This is a genomic window from Ferrimonas lipolytica, from assembly GCF_012295575.1.
Taxonomy (GTDB): domain Bacteria; phylum Pseudomonadota; class Gammaproteobacteria; order Enterobacterales; family Shewanellaceae; genus Ferrimonas; species Ferrimonas lipolytica.
In genome coordinates, this window is record NZ_CP051180.1 from 3,416,262 (window position 1) to 3,432,298 (window position 16,037).

General features: G+C 50.6%; 13 protein-coding genes, 1 tRNA gene and 2 rRNA genes. 11 read left to right on the top strand and 5 right to left on the bottom strand.

What is annotated here, in order from left to right:
• Nucleotides 1–5: 5 nt before the first annotated feature.
• The 3 genes from HER31_RS15455 (at nt 6) to HER31_RS15465 (ending at nt 1,912) form a co-directional block, all read left to right on the top strand.
• A complete protein-coding gene (locus HER31_RS15455; protein WP_168661884.1) occupies nt 6–368 on the top strand; it encodes a cytochrome c3 family protein in 363 nt (120 codons plus the stop codon).
• Nucleotides 369–492: 124 nt separating this feature from the next.
• Nucleotides 493–1,224 (top strand): cupin domain-containing protein, encoded by a 732-nt coding sequence (locus HER31_RS15460; protein WP_168661886.1) that lies wholly within the window; start codon nt 493–495, stop codon nt 1,222–1,224.
• A gap of 169 nt (nt 1,225–1,393) precedes the next feature.
• A complete protein-coding gene (locus HER31_RS15465; protein ID WP_168661887.1) occupies nt 1,394–1,912 on the top strand; it encodes a protein tyrosine phosphatase family protein in 519 nt (172 codons plus the stop codon).
• A 90-nt stretch (nt 1,913–2,002) separates the two neighbouring features.
• Here HER31_RS15465 and HER31_RS15470 read toward each other — a convergent pair whose 3' ends face one another.
• Nucleotides 2,003–2,965, bottom strand: coding sequence for a nucleoside recognition domain-containing protein (locus HER31_RS15470; RefSeq protein ID WP_168661889.1), 963 nt, complete (start codon nt 2,963–2,965; stop codon nt 2,003–2,005).
• Nucleotides 2,966–3,120: 155 nt separating this feature from the next.
• Between HER31_RS15470 and HER31_RS15475 the strand changes: the two genes are divergently transcribed.
• Nucleotides 3,121–3,585, top strand: coding sequence for an Lrp/AsnC family transcriptional regulator (locus HER31_RS15475; protein ID WP_168661891.1), 465 nt, complete (start codon nt 3,121–3,123; stop codon nt 3,583–3,585).
• A gap of 79 nt (nt 3,586–3,664) precedes the next feature.
• On the opposite strand, the gene HER31_RS15480 is transcribed toward HER31_RS15475, so the two are convergent.
• Complete coding sequence (locus tag HER31_RS15480; protein WP_168661893.1) at nt 3,665–4,411, bottom strand: S1C family serine protease; 747 nt, start codon at nt 4,409–4,411, stop codon at nt 3,665–3,667.
• Nucleotides 4,412–4,560: 149 nt separating this feature from the next.
• On the opposite strand from HER31_RS15480, the gene glpK reads away from it, so the two are divergent.
• The 7 genes from glpK (at nt 4,561) to menE (ending at nt 12,661) form a co-directional block, all read left to right on the top strand.
• Complete coding sequence (gene glpK, locus HER31_RS15485; RefSeq protein WP_168661895.1) at nt 4,561–6,045, top strand: glycerol kinase GlpK; 1,485 nt, start codon at nt 4,561–4,563, stop codon at nt 6,043–6,045.
• Nucleotides 6,046–6,285: 240 nt separating this feature from the next.
• Nucleotides 6,286–7,641 carry an isochorismate synthase gene (locus HER31_RS15490; protein WP_168661897.1) on the top strand — a complete coding sequence of 452 codons (1,356 nt, stop codon included), beginning with the start codon at nt 6,286–6,288 and terminating at the stop codon, nt 7,639–7,641.
• Nucleotides 7,638–9,335: a 2-succinyl-5-enolpyruvyl-6-hydroxy-3-cyclohexene-1-carboxylic-acid synthase gene (gene menD, locus HER31_RS15495; protein ID WP_168661899.1), complete on the top strand. Its 1,698-nt coding sequence runs from the start codon at nt 7,638–7,640 to the stop codon at nt 9,333–9,335. Before HER31_RS15490 ends, menD begins: the two co-directional genes overlap by 4 nt.
• Nucleotides 9,328–10,086: a 2-succinyl-6-hydroxy-2,4-cyclohexadiene-1-carboxylate synthase gene (menH, locus tag HER31_RS15500; RefSeq protein ID WP_168661901.1), complete on the top strand. Its 759-nt coding sequence runs from the start codon at nt 9,328–9,330 to the stop codon at nt 10,084–10,086. The genes menD and menH overlap by 8 nt, the downstream gene beginning before the upstream one ends.
• A 24-nt stretch (nt 10,087–10,110) precedes the next feature.
• Entirely contained in the window at nt 10,111–10,359 is a 249-nt protein-coding gene (locus HER31_RS15505; RefSeq protein ID WP_168661903.1) for a DUF2164 domain-containing protein, read from the top strand.
• Nucleotides 10,356–11,303: an o-succinylbenzoate synthase gene (gene menC, locus HER31_RS15510; protein ID WP_168661905.1), complete on the top strand. Its 948-nt coding sequence runs from the start codon at nt 10,356–10,358 to the stop codon at nt 11,301–11,303. The genes HER31_RS15505 and menC overlap by 4 nt, the downstream gene beginning before the upstream one ends.
• A complete protein-coding gene (gene menE / locus HER31_RS15515) occupies nt 11,294–12,661 on the top strand; it encodes an o-succinylbenzoate--CoA ligase (protein ID WP_168661907.1) in 1,368 nt (455 codons plus the stop codon). The genes menC and menE overlap by 10 nt, the downstream gene beginning before the upstream one ends.
• Nucleotides 12,662–12,808: 147 nt before the next feature.
• On the opposite strand, the gene HER31_RS15520 is transcribed toward menE, so the two are convergent.
• From HER31_RS15520 to HER31_RS15530, 3 genes are all read right to left on the bottom strand, one after another.
• Nucleotides 12,809–12,884 (bottom strand) — tRNA-Thr (locus HER31_RS15520).
• A 56-nt stretch (nt 12,885–12,940) separates the two neighbouring features.
• Nucleotides 12,941–13,055: ribosomal RNA gene (rrf, locus tag HER31_RS15525) — 5S ribosomal RNA — on the bottom strand.
• 81 nt (nt 13,056–13,136) lie between these two features.
• Nucleotides 13,137–16,024 (bottom strand): 23S ribosomal RNA (locus HER31_RS15530).
• Between the last annotated feature and the right edge of the window lie 13 nt (nt 16,025–16,037).

The window sequence follows — 16,037 nt, forward strand, 5'->3', positions numbered from 1 at the left end:
TAATCATGAAAAAATTAGCACTGATTTTGGCTATGGCCCTGTCCACCTCCGCGTACGCTGGCGAACTGGTAGATGTAGATAAAGGCATGCAAGGCCGCATGAACCACGAAATGTTGTACGCCGACGATTGTGAAGCTTGCCACACCGGCGATGCCAAGAAGTTCGTTGATGACAGCTCTTGTATTGCTTGTCACGGCGAGATCAACGAGATTGAGCTTGATACCGAAAAGCTGGTAATGCCAGAGGCGAATCCGCATAAGAGCGTGCACTACAATCAAGGCGCAAGCTGCCTAGCTTGTCACGCCGAGCACCAAACCAAAAAACCGGTTTGCTCTGAGTGCCACCGCACTTGGTTTGATGAGATGTAATGCTTAATAGGAGGTCGCTAGCCGGCCTCCTCTTACTTTCCCCTTTGTATAAATCAATTTTTGCGCTGCGCTCGTGAGCCAATCCTAATAACTCAGTGAGTGTGGTGAGTTGTGGATTAAAGTTATGAAAAAGATTGCCTTCACTGTTGCGCTGCTCATGTCTGCGGGCGCTCAAGCCAACGCCCATTTAGAGCACGTTCAACTACCTTACCAGCAAGCCACCATCATCCCATTCGATGCATCACCGTTCTCGCCTCAAGACACCATGCCAGAGCAGTGTCGAGATCCACTAGTAGAGCAATACATCGCTGACTGGGAAGCGGGTAAGATCGACTTCAACAGCATTCAAGCCAACGACAGCATCGCTGTCGATCAGCGCTTTTGTAAGTCGATGGATGATGCCGGCAACATTGTTGAAGCAACCGACTGTAAACTAGAAAACGCGCCGGTAGGTTACCTGTGGAAAGAGTTGTCTGACTCGCCAGTGGTTATCGGCATTACCAACGGTGGCAAGTCCGATCACAATCCTCATTTCCACGGTCAACCTGAGTGTTACTACGCGGTTTCTGGCCGTGCACGTACCTTGGCCGATGGCGAGTACAAATGGATGGAGACAGGCAGCTACTTCTACATCCCTGGCCATACCATTCACAACACCCCAATCACCGAAGATGAAGGCTTTGGAGTGATGTATTGGTACCCGAAAAACGCTCACTTTGATGGCTTTAAATACTATTGGAAGGACGATGTGAAATATCTCCGCCCCGCCGAAGACGCATTCGAGCGAGTTAACCGCTTGCGTAAAGCCGCAATGAGCTTAAAACCATACGGCGAAAACGAAGAACGTTTTAAGTAATCACCACATCGCTAAACTTAAAATCATTAACGCCCGCCATTGCGGGCGTTTTACGTTGCCACGAGTGTGATCTAACCACCGTGACGACAATACAAAATGAACTAACTTATTCTCAGGCTATCCACCTTTTACCAAAACAAAATGGCTCAATAACTAAGGAACATCTTAGATGAAACTCCTAATCCCGCTAGCACTGGTAGCGTTTAGCTTTACCGCCTCAGCCGCCATCGACAGCACCCAACTGCCACCGGTCAAAGCGTTACAACAACACAATGCTTCGCTACTGAGTGCAGGCTTACCGCAAGCGGCGGAGATCCCACAACTCATTGCAGCCGGTGTTGATGTGGTTATTGATCTGATTCCTGTAGCCAATGGCCTTGAGAACGAAGCGCAACTAGTGCACCAAGCAGACAAAAACTATTACCAGATTGAGGTTGATTGGAACAACCCAACCAAGGCTAACTTTGAGCAATTTCGGCAGATAATGAAGCAACATAACGCCGCTGATGTTTTGGTACATTGCCAAGCGAACTATCGCGCTTCCGCCTTTGTGTATCTGTACCAACTGACTGAGCATGGCGAAGATGATCTGACCATCATGGCGCCTTGGGGCGATCTGCAACAAAGTTTGGCTAAATACCCGCAATGGCAGGAGTTGATCGACTCGGTAAAAGCCGACATAAACTAGCCCTCACAGCCTCAAAAACACAGCGCTGAATACAACAAAGGATGGCCGCAGCCATCCTTTGTTTTCGCAGTTAACCCACATCAAGCCACGTTACGTGGCACCCACATCGCGATACAACCAGCGATTACGAAAGCTTTCACTGGTAAGCCGTAATGAATGGCTCACTACGCCGGTAATGGTCATCGCCATAATCAATCGCGACCAGAACAGATAACCAACATCAGCACCGGTTACTGCCACTAGCAGCAGATCTTCGATGATGCCGTGCATCAGATTAAGCAACAGTACTACTGAAAACAGGTCACGTTTACTTACCTTGCCAGAACGCGCATCTTGCACCAGCAGTGCACCACCATAAGCCAAGCCGACGGTAATACCGATCATCGCCAGATTGGTAGCCTGCTTGCTGATCCCCATTAGGCGCAGCATTGGACTAAGAAACTTAGCCATAAGCAGATCAACGCCAAGCAGGCTCAATACCCGCAATGCTAACAGCAAGACAAAGATGATCACCGCTATCATCGCTAGGTTTTCTATCTGCTGTTGCGCCCATTCCATCAGGGTGGCTGGTGGCGGCGTGGCATGCCACATCAATTGAGCTACCTCTTGACCGATGCCCATGCTTTGGTAGTAATGCATGGTAAACCACGCTAACAAAAATCCTCCACCGATGCGGCTGAGCAAGATCATGCCCCAACGCATTCCCGCTTGACGGGCAATCGCTCCTTCAATTGGTAAACCATGGGCCACCAACGACAGAGCAAATAGGGTGGTCATCTGCGCTACGGTTAACTGCGCCTCGGCCGTAACCAATACCACCATACCGCCATACATATTGGTTAATAGTGTTGTTGCCCACACTAAGCCCATCTCACCGGGTAAGCCGATGCTGCCCATTAATGGCGAAATCGCCTCAGCAAACAGCTCAATTGCGCCGAACTCGGTTGCCACTTTGATGATGATTAAGATCGGGATCATCACCCGAAAAAGGTTGCGACAAACGGTGAAAACATCGATGAACAGTTGTTTAAAAAAGTGGACTAACGCGGCCAAGCTCGGCTCCAAAAAACGACAAAGGTAGGGGGGTAAAAATGAGAGACAAATACTAAACAACGAAGACGAAATTTATTTGCTGTTATTGGCCGTGTACCAACCAATAATTTCGTATATTCTCTCAGCAAGAAATATTGAAAAGTTTTAGAATCAACATGCAATTAGATAGAATTGATCGCCGTATCTTAATTAAGCTGCAACACAATAATCGCATCGCCAACATTGATTTGGCGGCAGAGGTAGGGCTGTCGCCACCAGCCTGTCTAAAGCGGGTGAAGCGGTTGCGGGATGAAGGGGTAATAGTTGGTGACAAGTCACTACTCAATCCGGAGTTAATCGGCAACAAGCTTACCTTGATTGTATCGGTAGAGATGGATCGCGACCGTGGCGATATCTATCAGCAATTTCGTAAATCGGTAATGCAGACACCGGAAGTAACCCAGTGCTATCAGATTTCAGGGTCGTACGACTTTATGCTGATTGTCTGTGTGGCCGATATTCAGACTTACGAAACCTTTGTTGAGCGTTCACTACGTAGCGATTTCAATATTCGAAAATTTCACACCGCGGTCTGCATGCGCACAGTAAAGTTTTCAACCGAATATCACTTTGCTGAGTAGCTCGACTCAGCCGAATTTAGGCTAGTGTATTAACCGCTTCTGGTGCAGTTGAAGTCGCAGCCGGTACCTGATCAAGGCGCTACTCAAACGCTTCCACCGTTTGTGCAATAACAGCAACCGTTTTATTCGGATTAGCCACCGTAACAGTGACAGTTTGATCTCCCCGGCGTAACTCAAACACCCGCTCGACATCATCCGCCATCGAGCCCAGTTGCGCGCGGTATTCCTGTCGTGTCAGCACTCGTTCGCCATCAATACGCCAAATAATGTCACCGGGCTGCATGCCCTGTTTTATCGCCGCAGATTGGCCGCCCAACGAGTCAATAATCAAAATGTTGGGCCGGCCAGCTTGGTGTAGCGCAGCCATGTAATCAAAGGGCGATAGCTGTCGCCGTGCTTGTTGCCACAGGATTTGCCGTTCGCGTACCAAACGCTCGCCGCTGGCCCAGCCTTCAGCCAGAGCCTGTTTCTGCAATTTTTTGTCGGCACGATCAAGCCGAGCAAACAGTTGATTGGCATGCTCCCGATTGGCAAATGATTCAGGTTGAAGCGTGGTGACTGCTTGTTGCGACTGCACTTCTGAGGTGCTGTTGGGCAGCCGATTCATCGATTGAAAACTTTTGATATGACTAGATATATCACCAGATAGTCCAGCCCGTACCATTGCCACCAGCATCTTATTTTCCATCCGCAACATTGCCAACTCCTCAGAATTGTTATGTTGCTGCGGCGGACAAGTGGGGCACTCTGGTGAGCGAAATAACAGCCACCCAAGCAGTATACCGACTACCGTTGCCACCGCTATCCATAACACTGCGCGCATCATCAATACCTCGCTAATCCCTTTACTATGAATAGATTAGCCGATCAATTTGACACACTTAATCATCTACTCGCACGTAAGTGTTCTCGAGGCTGGATTAACATAGTGCTATAACCATAAGATAACGTTACAAAACACAGACTCAACCGACTATGACAGACCAATATATTCTCGCTTTAGACCAAGGCACTACATCCAGCCGCGCGGTGTTATTTAACGTCAATGGAAAAATTGTTGGTACCGCCCAACGGGAGTTTGGTCAACATTACCCAGAAGCGGGTTGGGTTGAGCATGATGCGATGGAGATCTGGGCTGGACAGCGGGCTGTGATGACCGAAGTTTTGGCGCGCAGTAAAGTAAAACATGAGCAAGTGACTGCCATTGGCATCACCAATCAGCGCGAAACCACAGTGATCTGGGATGCCATTAGCGGCGAGCCAATTCACAACGCTATCGTGTGGCAATGTCGCCGCACCAGTAAGCAGTGCCAGCAGCTCAAACAGCAAGGTTTGGAAGAGTATATTCAACAAACTACCGGACTAGTAATTGATCCCTATTTTTCAGCCACTAAGATAGCTTGGTTGTTAGAGCATGTAGAGGGCGCACGAGAGCGGGCTGAGCGAGGCGAATTACGCTTTGGTACCATCGACTGCTGGCTCCTATGGAACCTAACCGAAGGACGGGTGCATGCCACTGACCATACCAATGCGGCTCGTACCATGCTGTATGACATTCATAATCGCTGCTGGGATGTGAAGCTACTTGAGGCTTTAGATATTCCAGCCAGCCTGTTACCGCAAGTTAAGCCAAGTCAGTCACTATTTGGCCACGCTCAATTAGGGCCGACTCAGGTGCCGATTGCGGGAATGGCCGGAGATCAACAGGCCGCATTATTCGGCCAACAATGTATTCGCCCAGGTATGGCCAAAAACACCTATGGCACTGGCTGTTTTTTATTGATGCATACGGGCACCAAGCCAGTAGCCTCAACACATGGCTTAATCACCACCCTCGCCTGCAGCGACAAGAATGAAACCCCTTATGCCTTAGAAGGTTCGGTGTTTATGGGCGGTGCCTGTATCCAATGGCTGCGGGATGAATTGGGACTAATTCGAGACGCCAGTGAAACCCAAGCAATGGCAGAATCAGTCGAGGACAATGGCGGCGCTTACTTGGTACCGGCGTTCACGGGTTTAGGTGCCCCCTATTGGGATCCTGACGCACGCGGCGCACTGGTTGGATTAACCCGTGGCTGCAACCGCAACCACATTGCCCGTGCCGCACTCGAAGCCATCGCCTATCAAAGCCATGACCTGCTGGATGCAATGCAACAAGACGCACAGATGACACTTACCGAGCTGAAGGTCGATGGTGGCGCCGTGGCCAACGACTTCTTAATGCAGTTTCAAGCCGACATCAGCGCAACCCCTGTTACGCGTCCAAGTAATAATGAGACCACCGCCGCTGGTGCGGCTTACTTAGCTGGCCTGCAAGTGGGTTTCTGGCCAAATAGAGAAGCTCTAGCCGGTCTTAACCCACCACAGCAGCAGTTTCTACCTAAGATGGATAGCGATCAGCAACAGCAACTACAACAAGGTTGGCAGCAAGCCGTTGGCCAGTGCCGTCATCACCGTTAACATGTGCACAAAGATTGAGCTATCTCGCATTCCGTACCGTAAAGCTGAGATAAAATTGATTTTTTGCCGGATACGCCACCGATTGACGGAACAACCTGGGCAATGTAAACCGCCAACTTAGTATCAACTTTTAAGGATGCTGAGTCGGTCACAGGCTGACAGTCTAGACTTGACGGTATAAGAACAGACTCTTAATTTCAGCCGGTTAGGTTAATTTTCGGATTTTAGGGTGGGTCACTAGTGACACAACAGAACAATTTGAGCAGTGCCATTGCGCGCTTACAGCTCAGACTGGAGCAATTGGCTCTTGGTAATCCACCTGAACGTTGCGTTCAGCTTGTGGAGAACCTAGAGGAGTTGCCATTGCTGGCTTGGCTAGCGAATCAAACGGCTTACCCCAAAATCTATTGGCGAGGTCGTCGAGACGGCGAGCAGGTGGCTGCCATTGGCGCCGCCAAAGATTATCTGCTGGAAGAGATCCCTGCTACCGAAAAGCTGGATCAACTCTACAACAACTATCTGCGCGCCACACCTGACAGCCTCATGCGTCTGTATGGCGGCGTATCGTTCGATCCAGAACAACCCGCTTGGCAAGGCTATGGCCAAGCACGGTTCGTATTACCACGAGTAGAGATCCGTCAGATAGGTGAGCAAAGCCGACTGATACTGTCAGTCACAGCCGACGACTGGAATGATGACTTAGCAGCGGCACGTGCAACGCTGGCTACACTACTTCCAGCCAAACCATTGCCACCTTTGGCCCCAGCCCATGTAATCAACCGCAGCGAACTGCCAAGTCGAGGTCGCTGGCAGGATCTGATTGAGCAGGTAACCAACCCTAATTTTATTGCCAACACCCCTAAGGTGGTATTGGCTCGAGAAACCCAACTGCACAGCAACACCCTGCCTAACCCATGGACAGTGTTGCACAGCTGGGGATTACTCAACCCAACCAGCTATCAATATGGCTTCCAGTTCAGTCCAGAACAAACCTTTATTAGCTGTTCCCCTGAGCGATTGTACCAGCGGTTAGGGCGTGAGCTATCAACGGAAGCGCTGGCCGGGACTACCATACGTGGCTTTACCGACAGCGAAGATGACGCATTAGCACAGGCGCTACTCAACGACGGTAAGAATAGCCACGAAAATCAGCTGGTGCGTGAACATATCGAACAGCAGCTTTCACCGTTATCCGAATACGTTGGAGCAGAAGAATCACCAAGTATTCTCAAGCTTAATCATATCCAGCACCTGCACCGCAACATTCGGGCCGAATTGAAGGCTGGGGTTAACGATCTGCAACTGCTGCAAGCACTACACCCAACTCCTGCCGTCGGTGGATTACCACGGGCAGCGGCAATGAATTTCATTCGCCAGCGGGAAGGGTTTGAACGCGGCTGGTACGCTGGTGCTTGTGGTTACTTAGGTGCCAACGACACAGAATTTTCGGTCGCCATTCGCAGCGCCCGCTTTCAGCCGGGTCAAGTCACCCTTTTCGCTGGAGCAGGTATCGTTAGCGATTCCATTGCCGACGACGAGTGGCAAGAGCTGAATAACAAATTAACTACCGTACTTGGGATCCTCAACGGACTATGACCCACAGCGCCGATCTAAATCTAACTTGGGCGCGGCTGATTGTTGAAGAGTTACACCGCTTAGGTGTACAGCATATCTGCCTCGCCCCCGGTTCTCGCTCTACCCCATTAACACTGGCAGCCGCCGACCACCCAAGCCTCCAGCGCCACACCCACTTTGATGAACGTGGCCTCGCCTTTATGGCATTGGGGTTAGCCAAATCCACTGATTCGCCAGTGGCCATCATTACCACCTCTGGCACTGCGGTAGCCAACCTTTATCCTGCGCTAGTGGAAGCAGCCCAAACCAATGTACCGCTAATCGTGTTGTCTGGAGATCGACCGCCAGAGCTGATCGATTGCGGTGCTAACCAAGCGATAGTGCAACCAGCAATTTTTGCGGACTACGCTAAGCGACTCGATTTACCGGCTGCGGATCTCAACATTCAACCACAGGCCTTACTGGCTCAACTTGATCATGCCATGGCAGATCTACAGCACCCACTGCACATCAACTGCATGTTCCGTGAGCCGTTGTATCCGGATGGCAGCCGCACTGACTTCAGCCACTACCTAGCGCCAATAAAATCATGGCGACAAGAGACAACTCCGTGGTTATCACTGCCAGCCATGCAGCAGCAAGCATTGCCAACCACCGTTGAGATTGAACAATTAGCCCAAGGCAAGGGCGTTATCGTTGCTGCAACCATAGGCCCAGAGCAACAACCAGAGCAGATCTTGGCATTAGCCAAACGGCTCGGTTGGCCAATCCTAGCGGATGCGCAATCACAGTTGCGCCAGCACCCAGACGCTATCAACCACATTGACCAACTGTTCCACCACGACGATGCTAAGCTGCTGCTGCAACAGGCAGACACCTTGCTGTGGTTTGGTGGCCGCTTACTGTCAAAACGGCTCATTAACTTTATCGACAACCACCAGTGGCAAGCGTTATGGCACTGTTTACCGGTACGTCGAAATCTCGATCCTAGCCATCTGCGTAAGAGCAGCTTTGTTGGTAGCATCAATAGCTTCTGTCAACTGCCATGGCCAACCTCAACCCAAGCGAATTGGGCCAAGCCATTGGCTCGCTTTAATCAACAACTGGAACAACAGTTTGCTGAACATGAATACGGCAAACTAACTGAGCTATCAGCAATACGCTCGCTATCTGCGCTCGCCAATGCCAATAACAACCTGTTTATCGGTAACAGCCTGCCAATTCGTTTGTTCGATATGCTGGCAAAACCACAGGCACAGCCAGCAGCAGTGTTCACCAATCGTGGCGCCTCAGGTATTGATGGCTTGTTTGCTACCTGCTGTGGCGTCGCGCGGGGCAATGGCAAAGCCACATTGATGGCCATTGGCGATATCTCAGCGCTGCATGACCTCAACTCATTGGCATTAGCGCGCCAGACTCAGCAACCGATTGTAATCATGGCACTCAATAACGACGGTGGCAGTATCTTCAATATGCTACCGGTGCCAAATGAGCAGCTACGCGAGAACTACTATCGGCTTGGCCATGGGTTAAACTTTAAACATATCGCCGCCCAATTTGAGTTAGAATATAAGCAACCGACCACCCTAACTGAGCTGCAAACTCAGATGGCGCAAGCATTATCACGCAACGGCACCACCCTCGTTGAAGTCGTGGTTCCTGCCGGTGAATCTGCCGATCTGATTGTGGCCACAGCGAAGCAGATCCGTGGATAAACAACTGCACTGCCGCCAATGGGGCGATAAAACCAAACCAACGCTGGTACTGCTGCATGGCTTTATGGGCAGCAGCTTAGAATGGATGCCATTTGCTGAGTCCTTGGGTAAACGCTGCCATTGCTTAGCCTTTGATCTCCCTGGTCATGGCAAGAGCGATAAAGTCCAAGTCGAGACCATACCCGCCTTTGATGAAGTAATGGATCTCATCTTGACGCAAGTCCCGGCCGAGCGTTTTAACCTGTTTGGCTACTCCCTAGGTGGACGCATCGCAATGCACATCGCAAAACGATACCCCCACAGAATACTCAGCTTGACCCTTGAGTCCGCCAATCGCGGCATCCTAACTGAATTGGGTAAAACCGTCCGGCTGAAGGATGATGCAAGTTGGCAACAGCTGATGGAGCAGCAAGGAATGCGCGCCTTCCTCAACAAGTGGTATCGCCAGCCTGTATTTGCAGAGATGAGCGAAGAGCGCCGGCAAACCATGATAGTTCAGAGGCTCGGTAATGATCCCAAAGCCCTCGCTGCTATGTTCCTTGGCACCAGCATGGGCCACCAACAGGATATGGCCGACTTAGCAGTTCCAACCGTACTAATGACCGGCGATCGGGACAGTAAATACACCGAAATGGCCAAGCAATGGCCATCAACTCAACTCGACCATCGCTTGATTGAGCACGCGGGCCATAACATTCACGCCAGCCAACCCGCTGAATTTATTGCTACGCTGCTCGGCCAGCTCAGTTAGTTGCGACATTCAAGGACGATATCCATGCCTATAGTTAAATTCAGCCGTGAACAGGAGGAGGCGCTGGCCCTCAAGGTGCAACGATACTGCAGTGATGAATTCGATGTAGACCTTGGTCAATTTGAAGCGGAATTTCTGCTGCAGTTTGTGGTGAAGCAGGTCGAACCGGAGATCTACAACCACGCCCTCGAGCACTGCCATAAATTAGCGGAGCAACGACTCGCTGATCTTCACGATGATCTCTATCAGCTAGAACAAACCAGCGCCTTGTGATTGTCGCGACCGCGCTCTACCGATATCGAAACCCGCTTCAGACCCCACTGCGCTTTGCCGGCAAACAGCTCCGATATCGTCACGGTTTACTGCTCAAATTTGAACATAAACGTCAGATAAGTTGGGGCGATTGCGCGCCACTACCAGGATTTTCCAACGATACTATTGAGCAAAACCAACAGGCGTTGTTAGCTTGGTGTTGTCAACAACAAGCAATTGATAAGCTTCCCCCTGCAGCCCAATTTGCAATCAGCTCTGGTCGCTTTATGGCTCGAAACCAGCAGTCAAAACAAGTCACAAAAACAGTGCCGTTATTGGTTGGGAACGTTGAGCAAATGTTAAGGCAAGCGCTAGTGAGTGCTAACACCACCATGAAACTTAAGCTAGCTAGAAACGCGCTTACTGACGAGATTTCATTGGTTCAACAGTTGCAACAAGCACGGCCAGATCTGCGCCTTAGGATTGATGCAAATCAAGGCTGGCAACGCAGCCAAGCGATGCAATTTGCCAAGCAGATCGACGTTAAACGTATCGATTATGTAGAAGAACCATGCCTTCACCTCAGCGATAGCTTAGCTGTCCACCAACAAACCGGTTTGCCGTTAGCACTCGACGAAAGCACTCAAGCACCTAACTACCAATATCAATTACATTCCGGTGTAGTTGCGCTGGTACTCAAACCAACAATCATCGGTAGCATCGACCGTCTACAGCATCTCATCTCCGCTGCCCATAAGGATGGTGTAGCCTGTGTGCTATCCTCTAGCTTCGAAAGCAATCTGGGCCTATTGGCGCTAGCCACCCTAGCGCAACAACTGACTCCAGCCGAAACACCCGGCCTGGATACATTGAGTCCACTTACCTACGATCTGTGCCAACCGAACCCGTGGCTGCCAAAGCGGCCACTGTTAACCGAATCCCAATTGGAGCCACTATGGCAATGATCTTATGCCCGCTGCAAAGCGCTGCCCGTCGTTGGGGTGAAGCCATCGCAATCGATGGCCAAGCACAGCAACTCAATTACGCTCAACTTGATAGCCGAGTAACAGGCCTGTGCAACGATCTGCGTAAGCAGCAGGTACAAAATGGTGACCACGTAGGTTACTGCGGTGCTAACCAGATAGAAGCAATCGTGTTGATGTATGCCTGTTTTCGTCTCGGAGCGGTGTTTATTCCCCTATCAACTCGCTTTCCGCCGGAGCAGCAGCAACAGTTAATCGACCAGCTGAACATTAAATTCATCTTTGCTGACCACTCGACCTTTAACAACGTTAAACCACTAACCATCTTAGAGAATGAAGGTGAACGTCTGTGGCAGCTGGATACCGACCTGCCAGCAACCATGGTATTAACCTCTGGCTCTAGTGGCACACCTAAAGCAGCAGTCCACAGTTTGCTGCAGCAACTTGCTGCAGCAGAAGGCAGCTTCGACCAAACTCCGTTGGTTGCAGGCGACCGCTGGTTGCTATCATTGCCGATGTACCATATAGGTGGCTTGGCTATCCTATTCCGCTGCCTACTCAGCGGAGCAACTGCAGTTCTGCCAGACAACAAAGCGGCTGAAGCATGTCTGCAACCCCAACAGATAACCCATGTGTCTATGGTCGCGACTCAGGCGCAACGGCTGATTGCCAAAGATGATGCAACGAGCATACTAGGAACGGTTAAAGTCATTTTACTCGGTGGCGGGGCTATCCCAACTCGTTTGGCAGAACAATTAGCGCAGTTTCCGCTTCGGGCTTTGACTAGCTATGGTATGACTGAGATGGGTTCCCAGATCACCACCGGTCCAGCGAACATTCAGGGCTTAGCCGGCTTCCCATTGGCTGGCCGCCAGATTGAGATCATTGACGGCATCATCCACGTAAAGGGTGAATGCTTGTTTATGGGTTACTACCTAAACGGTAAAATCGAAGCTGCGACGGATGCAGAAGGCTGGTTTGCCACACGAGATAGAGGTCAATGGATCAGCGAGCAACTTAAGATCCTTGGCCGTGCCGATAATATGTTTATCAGCGGCGGTGAAAACGTTCAACCTGAAGCGATTGAAGCAGTTATCAGTCGTTGCGAAGGGGTAGAACAGGTAATCGTAGCGCCGGTGGATGACAGTGAGTTTGGCCAACTACCAGTCGCTATAATTAAAGGCGACTACGATCAAGCCACAGTCGAGAAACGTCTTAATAAGAAGCTTGCACGGTTTATGCGCCCCCGCCGCTTCTTAGCATGGCCTAGCGACCATAGCAGTAATGGCATCAAGGTAAATCGCCAAGCGCTTATCCGTTATGCTCAACAACATCAGTAGCAGACTCAAGGCATTATTAATGTAACTGGGTTCGATGCGCAGGGAAGCGCAACAACAGCGCTTCCATTGTTACTATCTCGCCCCATCACTTACACACGCCAGAAACGAAAAAAGCCCTGTCCAAAGGACAGGGCTTAATCGAAATAATGGTGCTAATACCCAGAGTCGAACTGGGGACCTCACCCTTACCAAGGGTGCGCTCTACCAACTGAGCTATATCAGCACTAATTTGAATGAAAAAAGCTCGTCTCAAAGAGACGAGCTTTAATCTAAATTGGAGTCTGACGATGACCTACTCTCACATGGGAACTCCCACACTACCATCGGCGCAACTGCGTTTCACTACTGAGTTCGGCATGGGATCAGGTGGGGCCACAGCGCTATTGTCATCAGACAAAAAACGTAAATTTGGTAAGCTGACTTTCTCTACAATCTCACAAGCTCTGCGATATCCGCAAAACCACTTGGGTGTTGTATGGTTAAGCCTCACGGGTCATTAGTACAGGTTAGCTCAACGCCTCACAACGCTTACACACCCTGCCTATCAACGTCGTAGTCTTCGACGGCCCTTTAGGGAACTTATAGTTCCAGTGAGAACTCATCTCGAGGCTCGCTTCCCGCTTAGATGCTTTCAGCGGTTATCGATTCCGAACTTAGCTACCCGGCAATGCATCTGGCGATACAACCGGAACACCAGAGGTTCGTCCACTCCGGTCCTCTCGTACTAGGAGCAGCCCCTCTCAATTCTCAAACGCCCACGGCAGATAGGGACCGAACTGTCTCACGACGTTCTGAACCCAGCTCGCGTACCACTTTAAATGGCGAACAGCCATACCCTTGGGACCGACTTCAGCCCCAGGATGTGATGAGCCGACATCGAGGTGCCAAACACCGCCGTCGATATGAACTCTTGGGCGGTATCAGCCTGTTATCCCCGGAGTACCTTTTATCCGTTGAGCGATGGCCCTTCCATTCAGAACCACCGGATCACTAAGACCTACTTTCGTACCTGCTCGACGTGTCTGTCTCGCAGTTAAGCTGGCTTCTGCCTTTGCACTAACCTCACGATGTCCAACCGTGATTAGCCAACCTTCGTGCTCCTCCGTTACTCTTTGGGAGGAGACCGCCCCAGTCAAACTACCCACCAGGCACTGTCCGCAATCCCGATAAGGGACCTACGTTAGAACATCAAACGTACAAGGGTGGTATTTCAAGATTGACTCCACTTCAACTAGCGTCAAAGTTTCATAGTCTCCCACCTATCCTACACATGTAGGTTCAATGTTCAGTGCCAAGCTGTAGTAAAGGTTCACGGGGTCTTTCCGTCTAGCCGCGGGTACACAGCATCTTCACTGCGATTTCAATTTCACTGAGTCTCGGGTGGAGACAGCGTGGCCATCATTACGCCATTCGTGCAGGTCGGAACTTACCCGACAAGGAATTTCGCTACCTTAGGACCGTTATAGTTACGGCCGCCGTTTACCGGGGCTTCGATCAAGAGCTTCGACCGAAGTCTAACCCCATCAATTAACCTTCCGGCACCGGGCAGGCGTCACACCGTATACGTCCTCTTACGAGTTTGCACAGTGCTGTGTTTTTGATAAACAGTTGCAGCCACCTGGTATCTGCGACCGCCAATAGCTTAGGAAGCAAGTTCCATCACCGTCAGCGGCGTACCTTCTCCCGAAGTTACGGTACCATTTTGCCTAGTTCCTTCACCCGAGTTCTCTCAAGCGCCTTGGTATTCTCTACCTGACCACCAGTGTTGGTTTGGGGTACGATCTCTAATTACCTGAAGCTTAGAAGATTTTCCTGGAAGCATGGCATCAACTACTTCAGTGCCGTAGCACCTCGTCATCGGCTCTCAGCCTAACGTTCACCCGGATTTGCCTAAGTGAACAGCCTACTACCTTAAACGCGGACAACCATCGCCGCGCTAGCCTAGCCTTCTCCGTCTCTCCATCGCAGTAATTAGCGGTACGGGAATATTAACCCGTTTCCCATCGACTACGCCTTTCGGCCTCGCCTTAGGGGTCGACTCACCCTGCCCGATTAACGTTGGACAGGAACCCTTGGTCTTCCGGCGAGGGAGTTTTTCACTCCCTTTAACGTTACTCATGTCAGCATTCGCACTTCTGATACCTCCAGCAGACTTCTCAATCCACCTTCAACGGCTTACAGAACGCTCCTCTACCATGCTTATAAATAAGCATTCGCAGCTTCGGTGACTAGCTTAGCCCCGTTACATCTTCCGCGCAGACCGACTCGACCAGTGAGCTATTACGCTTTCTTTAAATGATGGCTGCTTCTAAGCCAACATCCTGGCTGTCTAAGCCTTTCCACATCGTTTCCCACTTAGCTAGTACTTTGGGACCTTAGCTGGCGATCTGGGTTGTTTCCCTCTCCACGACGGACGTTAGCACCCGCCGTGTGTCTCCCGTGATTGTACTCATTGGTATTCGGAGTTTGCATGGAGTTGGTAAGTCGGGATGACCCCCTAGTCCAAACAGTGCTCTACCCCCAATGGTAAGACACGAGGCGCTACCTAAATAGCTTTCGAGGAGAACCAGCTATCTCCCGGTTTGATTGGCCTTTCACCCCTAACCACAGGTCATCTCCTAATTTTGCAACATTAGTGAGTTCGGTCCTCCAGTACCTGTTACGGCACCTTCAACCTGCCCATGGCTAGATCACCGGGTTTCGGGTCTACACCCTGCAACTACGACGCCCAGTTAAGACTCGCTTTCGCTACGGCTCCCCTATTCGGTTAACCTCGCTACAGAATGTAAGTCGCTGACCCATTATACAAAAGGTACGCAGTCACCCAACAAGTGGGCTCCTACTGCTTGTACGTACACGGTTTCAGGTTCTATTTCACTCCCCTCACAGGGGTTCTTTTCGCCTTTCCCTCACGGTACTGGTTCACTATCGGTCAGTCAGGAGTATTTAGCCTTGGAGGATGGTCCCCCCATGTTCAGACAGGATATCACGTGTCCCGTCCTACTCGATTTCACACTAAAGTCGTTTTCGTGTACGGGGCTATCACCCTGTATCGCCAAGCTTTCCAGCTTGTTCCACTAACTTCTAAAATGCTTAAGGGCTAACCCCCGTTCGCTCGCCGCTACTAGGGGGATCTCGGTTGATTTCTTTTCCTCTGGGTACTTAGATGTTTCAGTTCCCCAGGTTCGCCTCATTAACCTATGTATTCAGTTAATGATACTTGCTTATGCAAGTGGGTTTCCCCATTCGGAAATCGTAGACTCAACGGTTGTTACTACCTAATCTACGCTTATCGCAAGTTACTACGTCCTTCATCGCCTCTGACTGCCAAGGCATCCACCGTGTACGCTTAGTCACTTAACCATACAACCCCAAG

What these genes read in the sequence shown, in the direction of transcription:
- HER31_RS15455 (WP_168661884.1), top strand. Translation starts at nt 6, where the DNA reads ATGAAAAAATTAGCACTGATTTTGGCTATGGCCCTGTCCACCTCCGCG.
- menD (WP_168661899.1), top strand. Translation starts at nt 7,638, where the DNA reads ATGACCCACAGCGCCGATCTAAATCTAACTTGGGCGCGGCTGATTGTT.
- menE (WP_168661907.1), top strand. Translation starts at nt 11,294, where the DNA reads ATGGCAATGATCTTATGCCCGCTGCAAAGCGCTGCCCGTCGTTGGGGT.
- HER31_RS15480 (WP_168661893.1), bottom strand. Translation starts at nt 4,411, where the DNA reads ATGATGCGCGCAGTGTTATGGATAGCGGTGGCAACGGTAGTCGGTATA.
- HER31_RS15475 (WP_168661891.1), top strand. Translation starts at nt 3,121, where the DNA reads ATGCAATTAGATAGAATTGATCGCCGTATCTTAATTAAGCTGCAACAC.
- glpK (WP_168661895.1), top strand. Translation starts at nt 4,561, where the DNA reads ATGACAGACCAATATATTCTCGCTTTAGACCAAGGCACTACATCCAGC.
- HER31_RS15465 (WP_168661887.1), top strand. Translation starts at nt 1,394, where the DNA reads ATGAAACTCCTAATCCCGCTAGCACTGGTAGCGTTTAGCTTTACCGCC.
- HER31_RS15460 (WP_168661886.1), top strand. Translation starts at nt 493, where the DNA reads ATGAAAAAGATTGCCTTCACTGTTGCGCTGCTCATGTCTGCGGGCGCT.
- HER31_RS15505 (WP_168661903.1), top strand. Translation starts at nt 10,111, where the DNA reads ATGCCTATAGTTAAATTCAGCCGTGAACAGGAGGAGGCGCTGGCCCTC.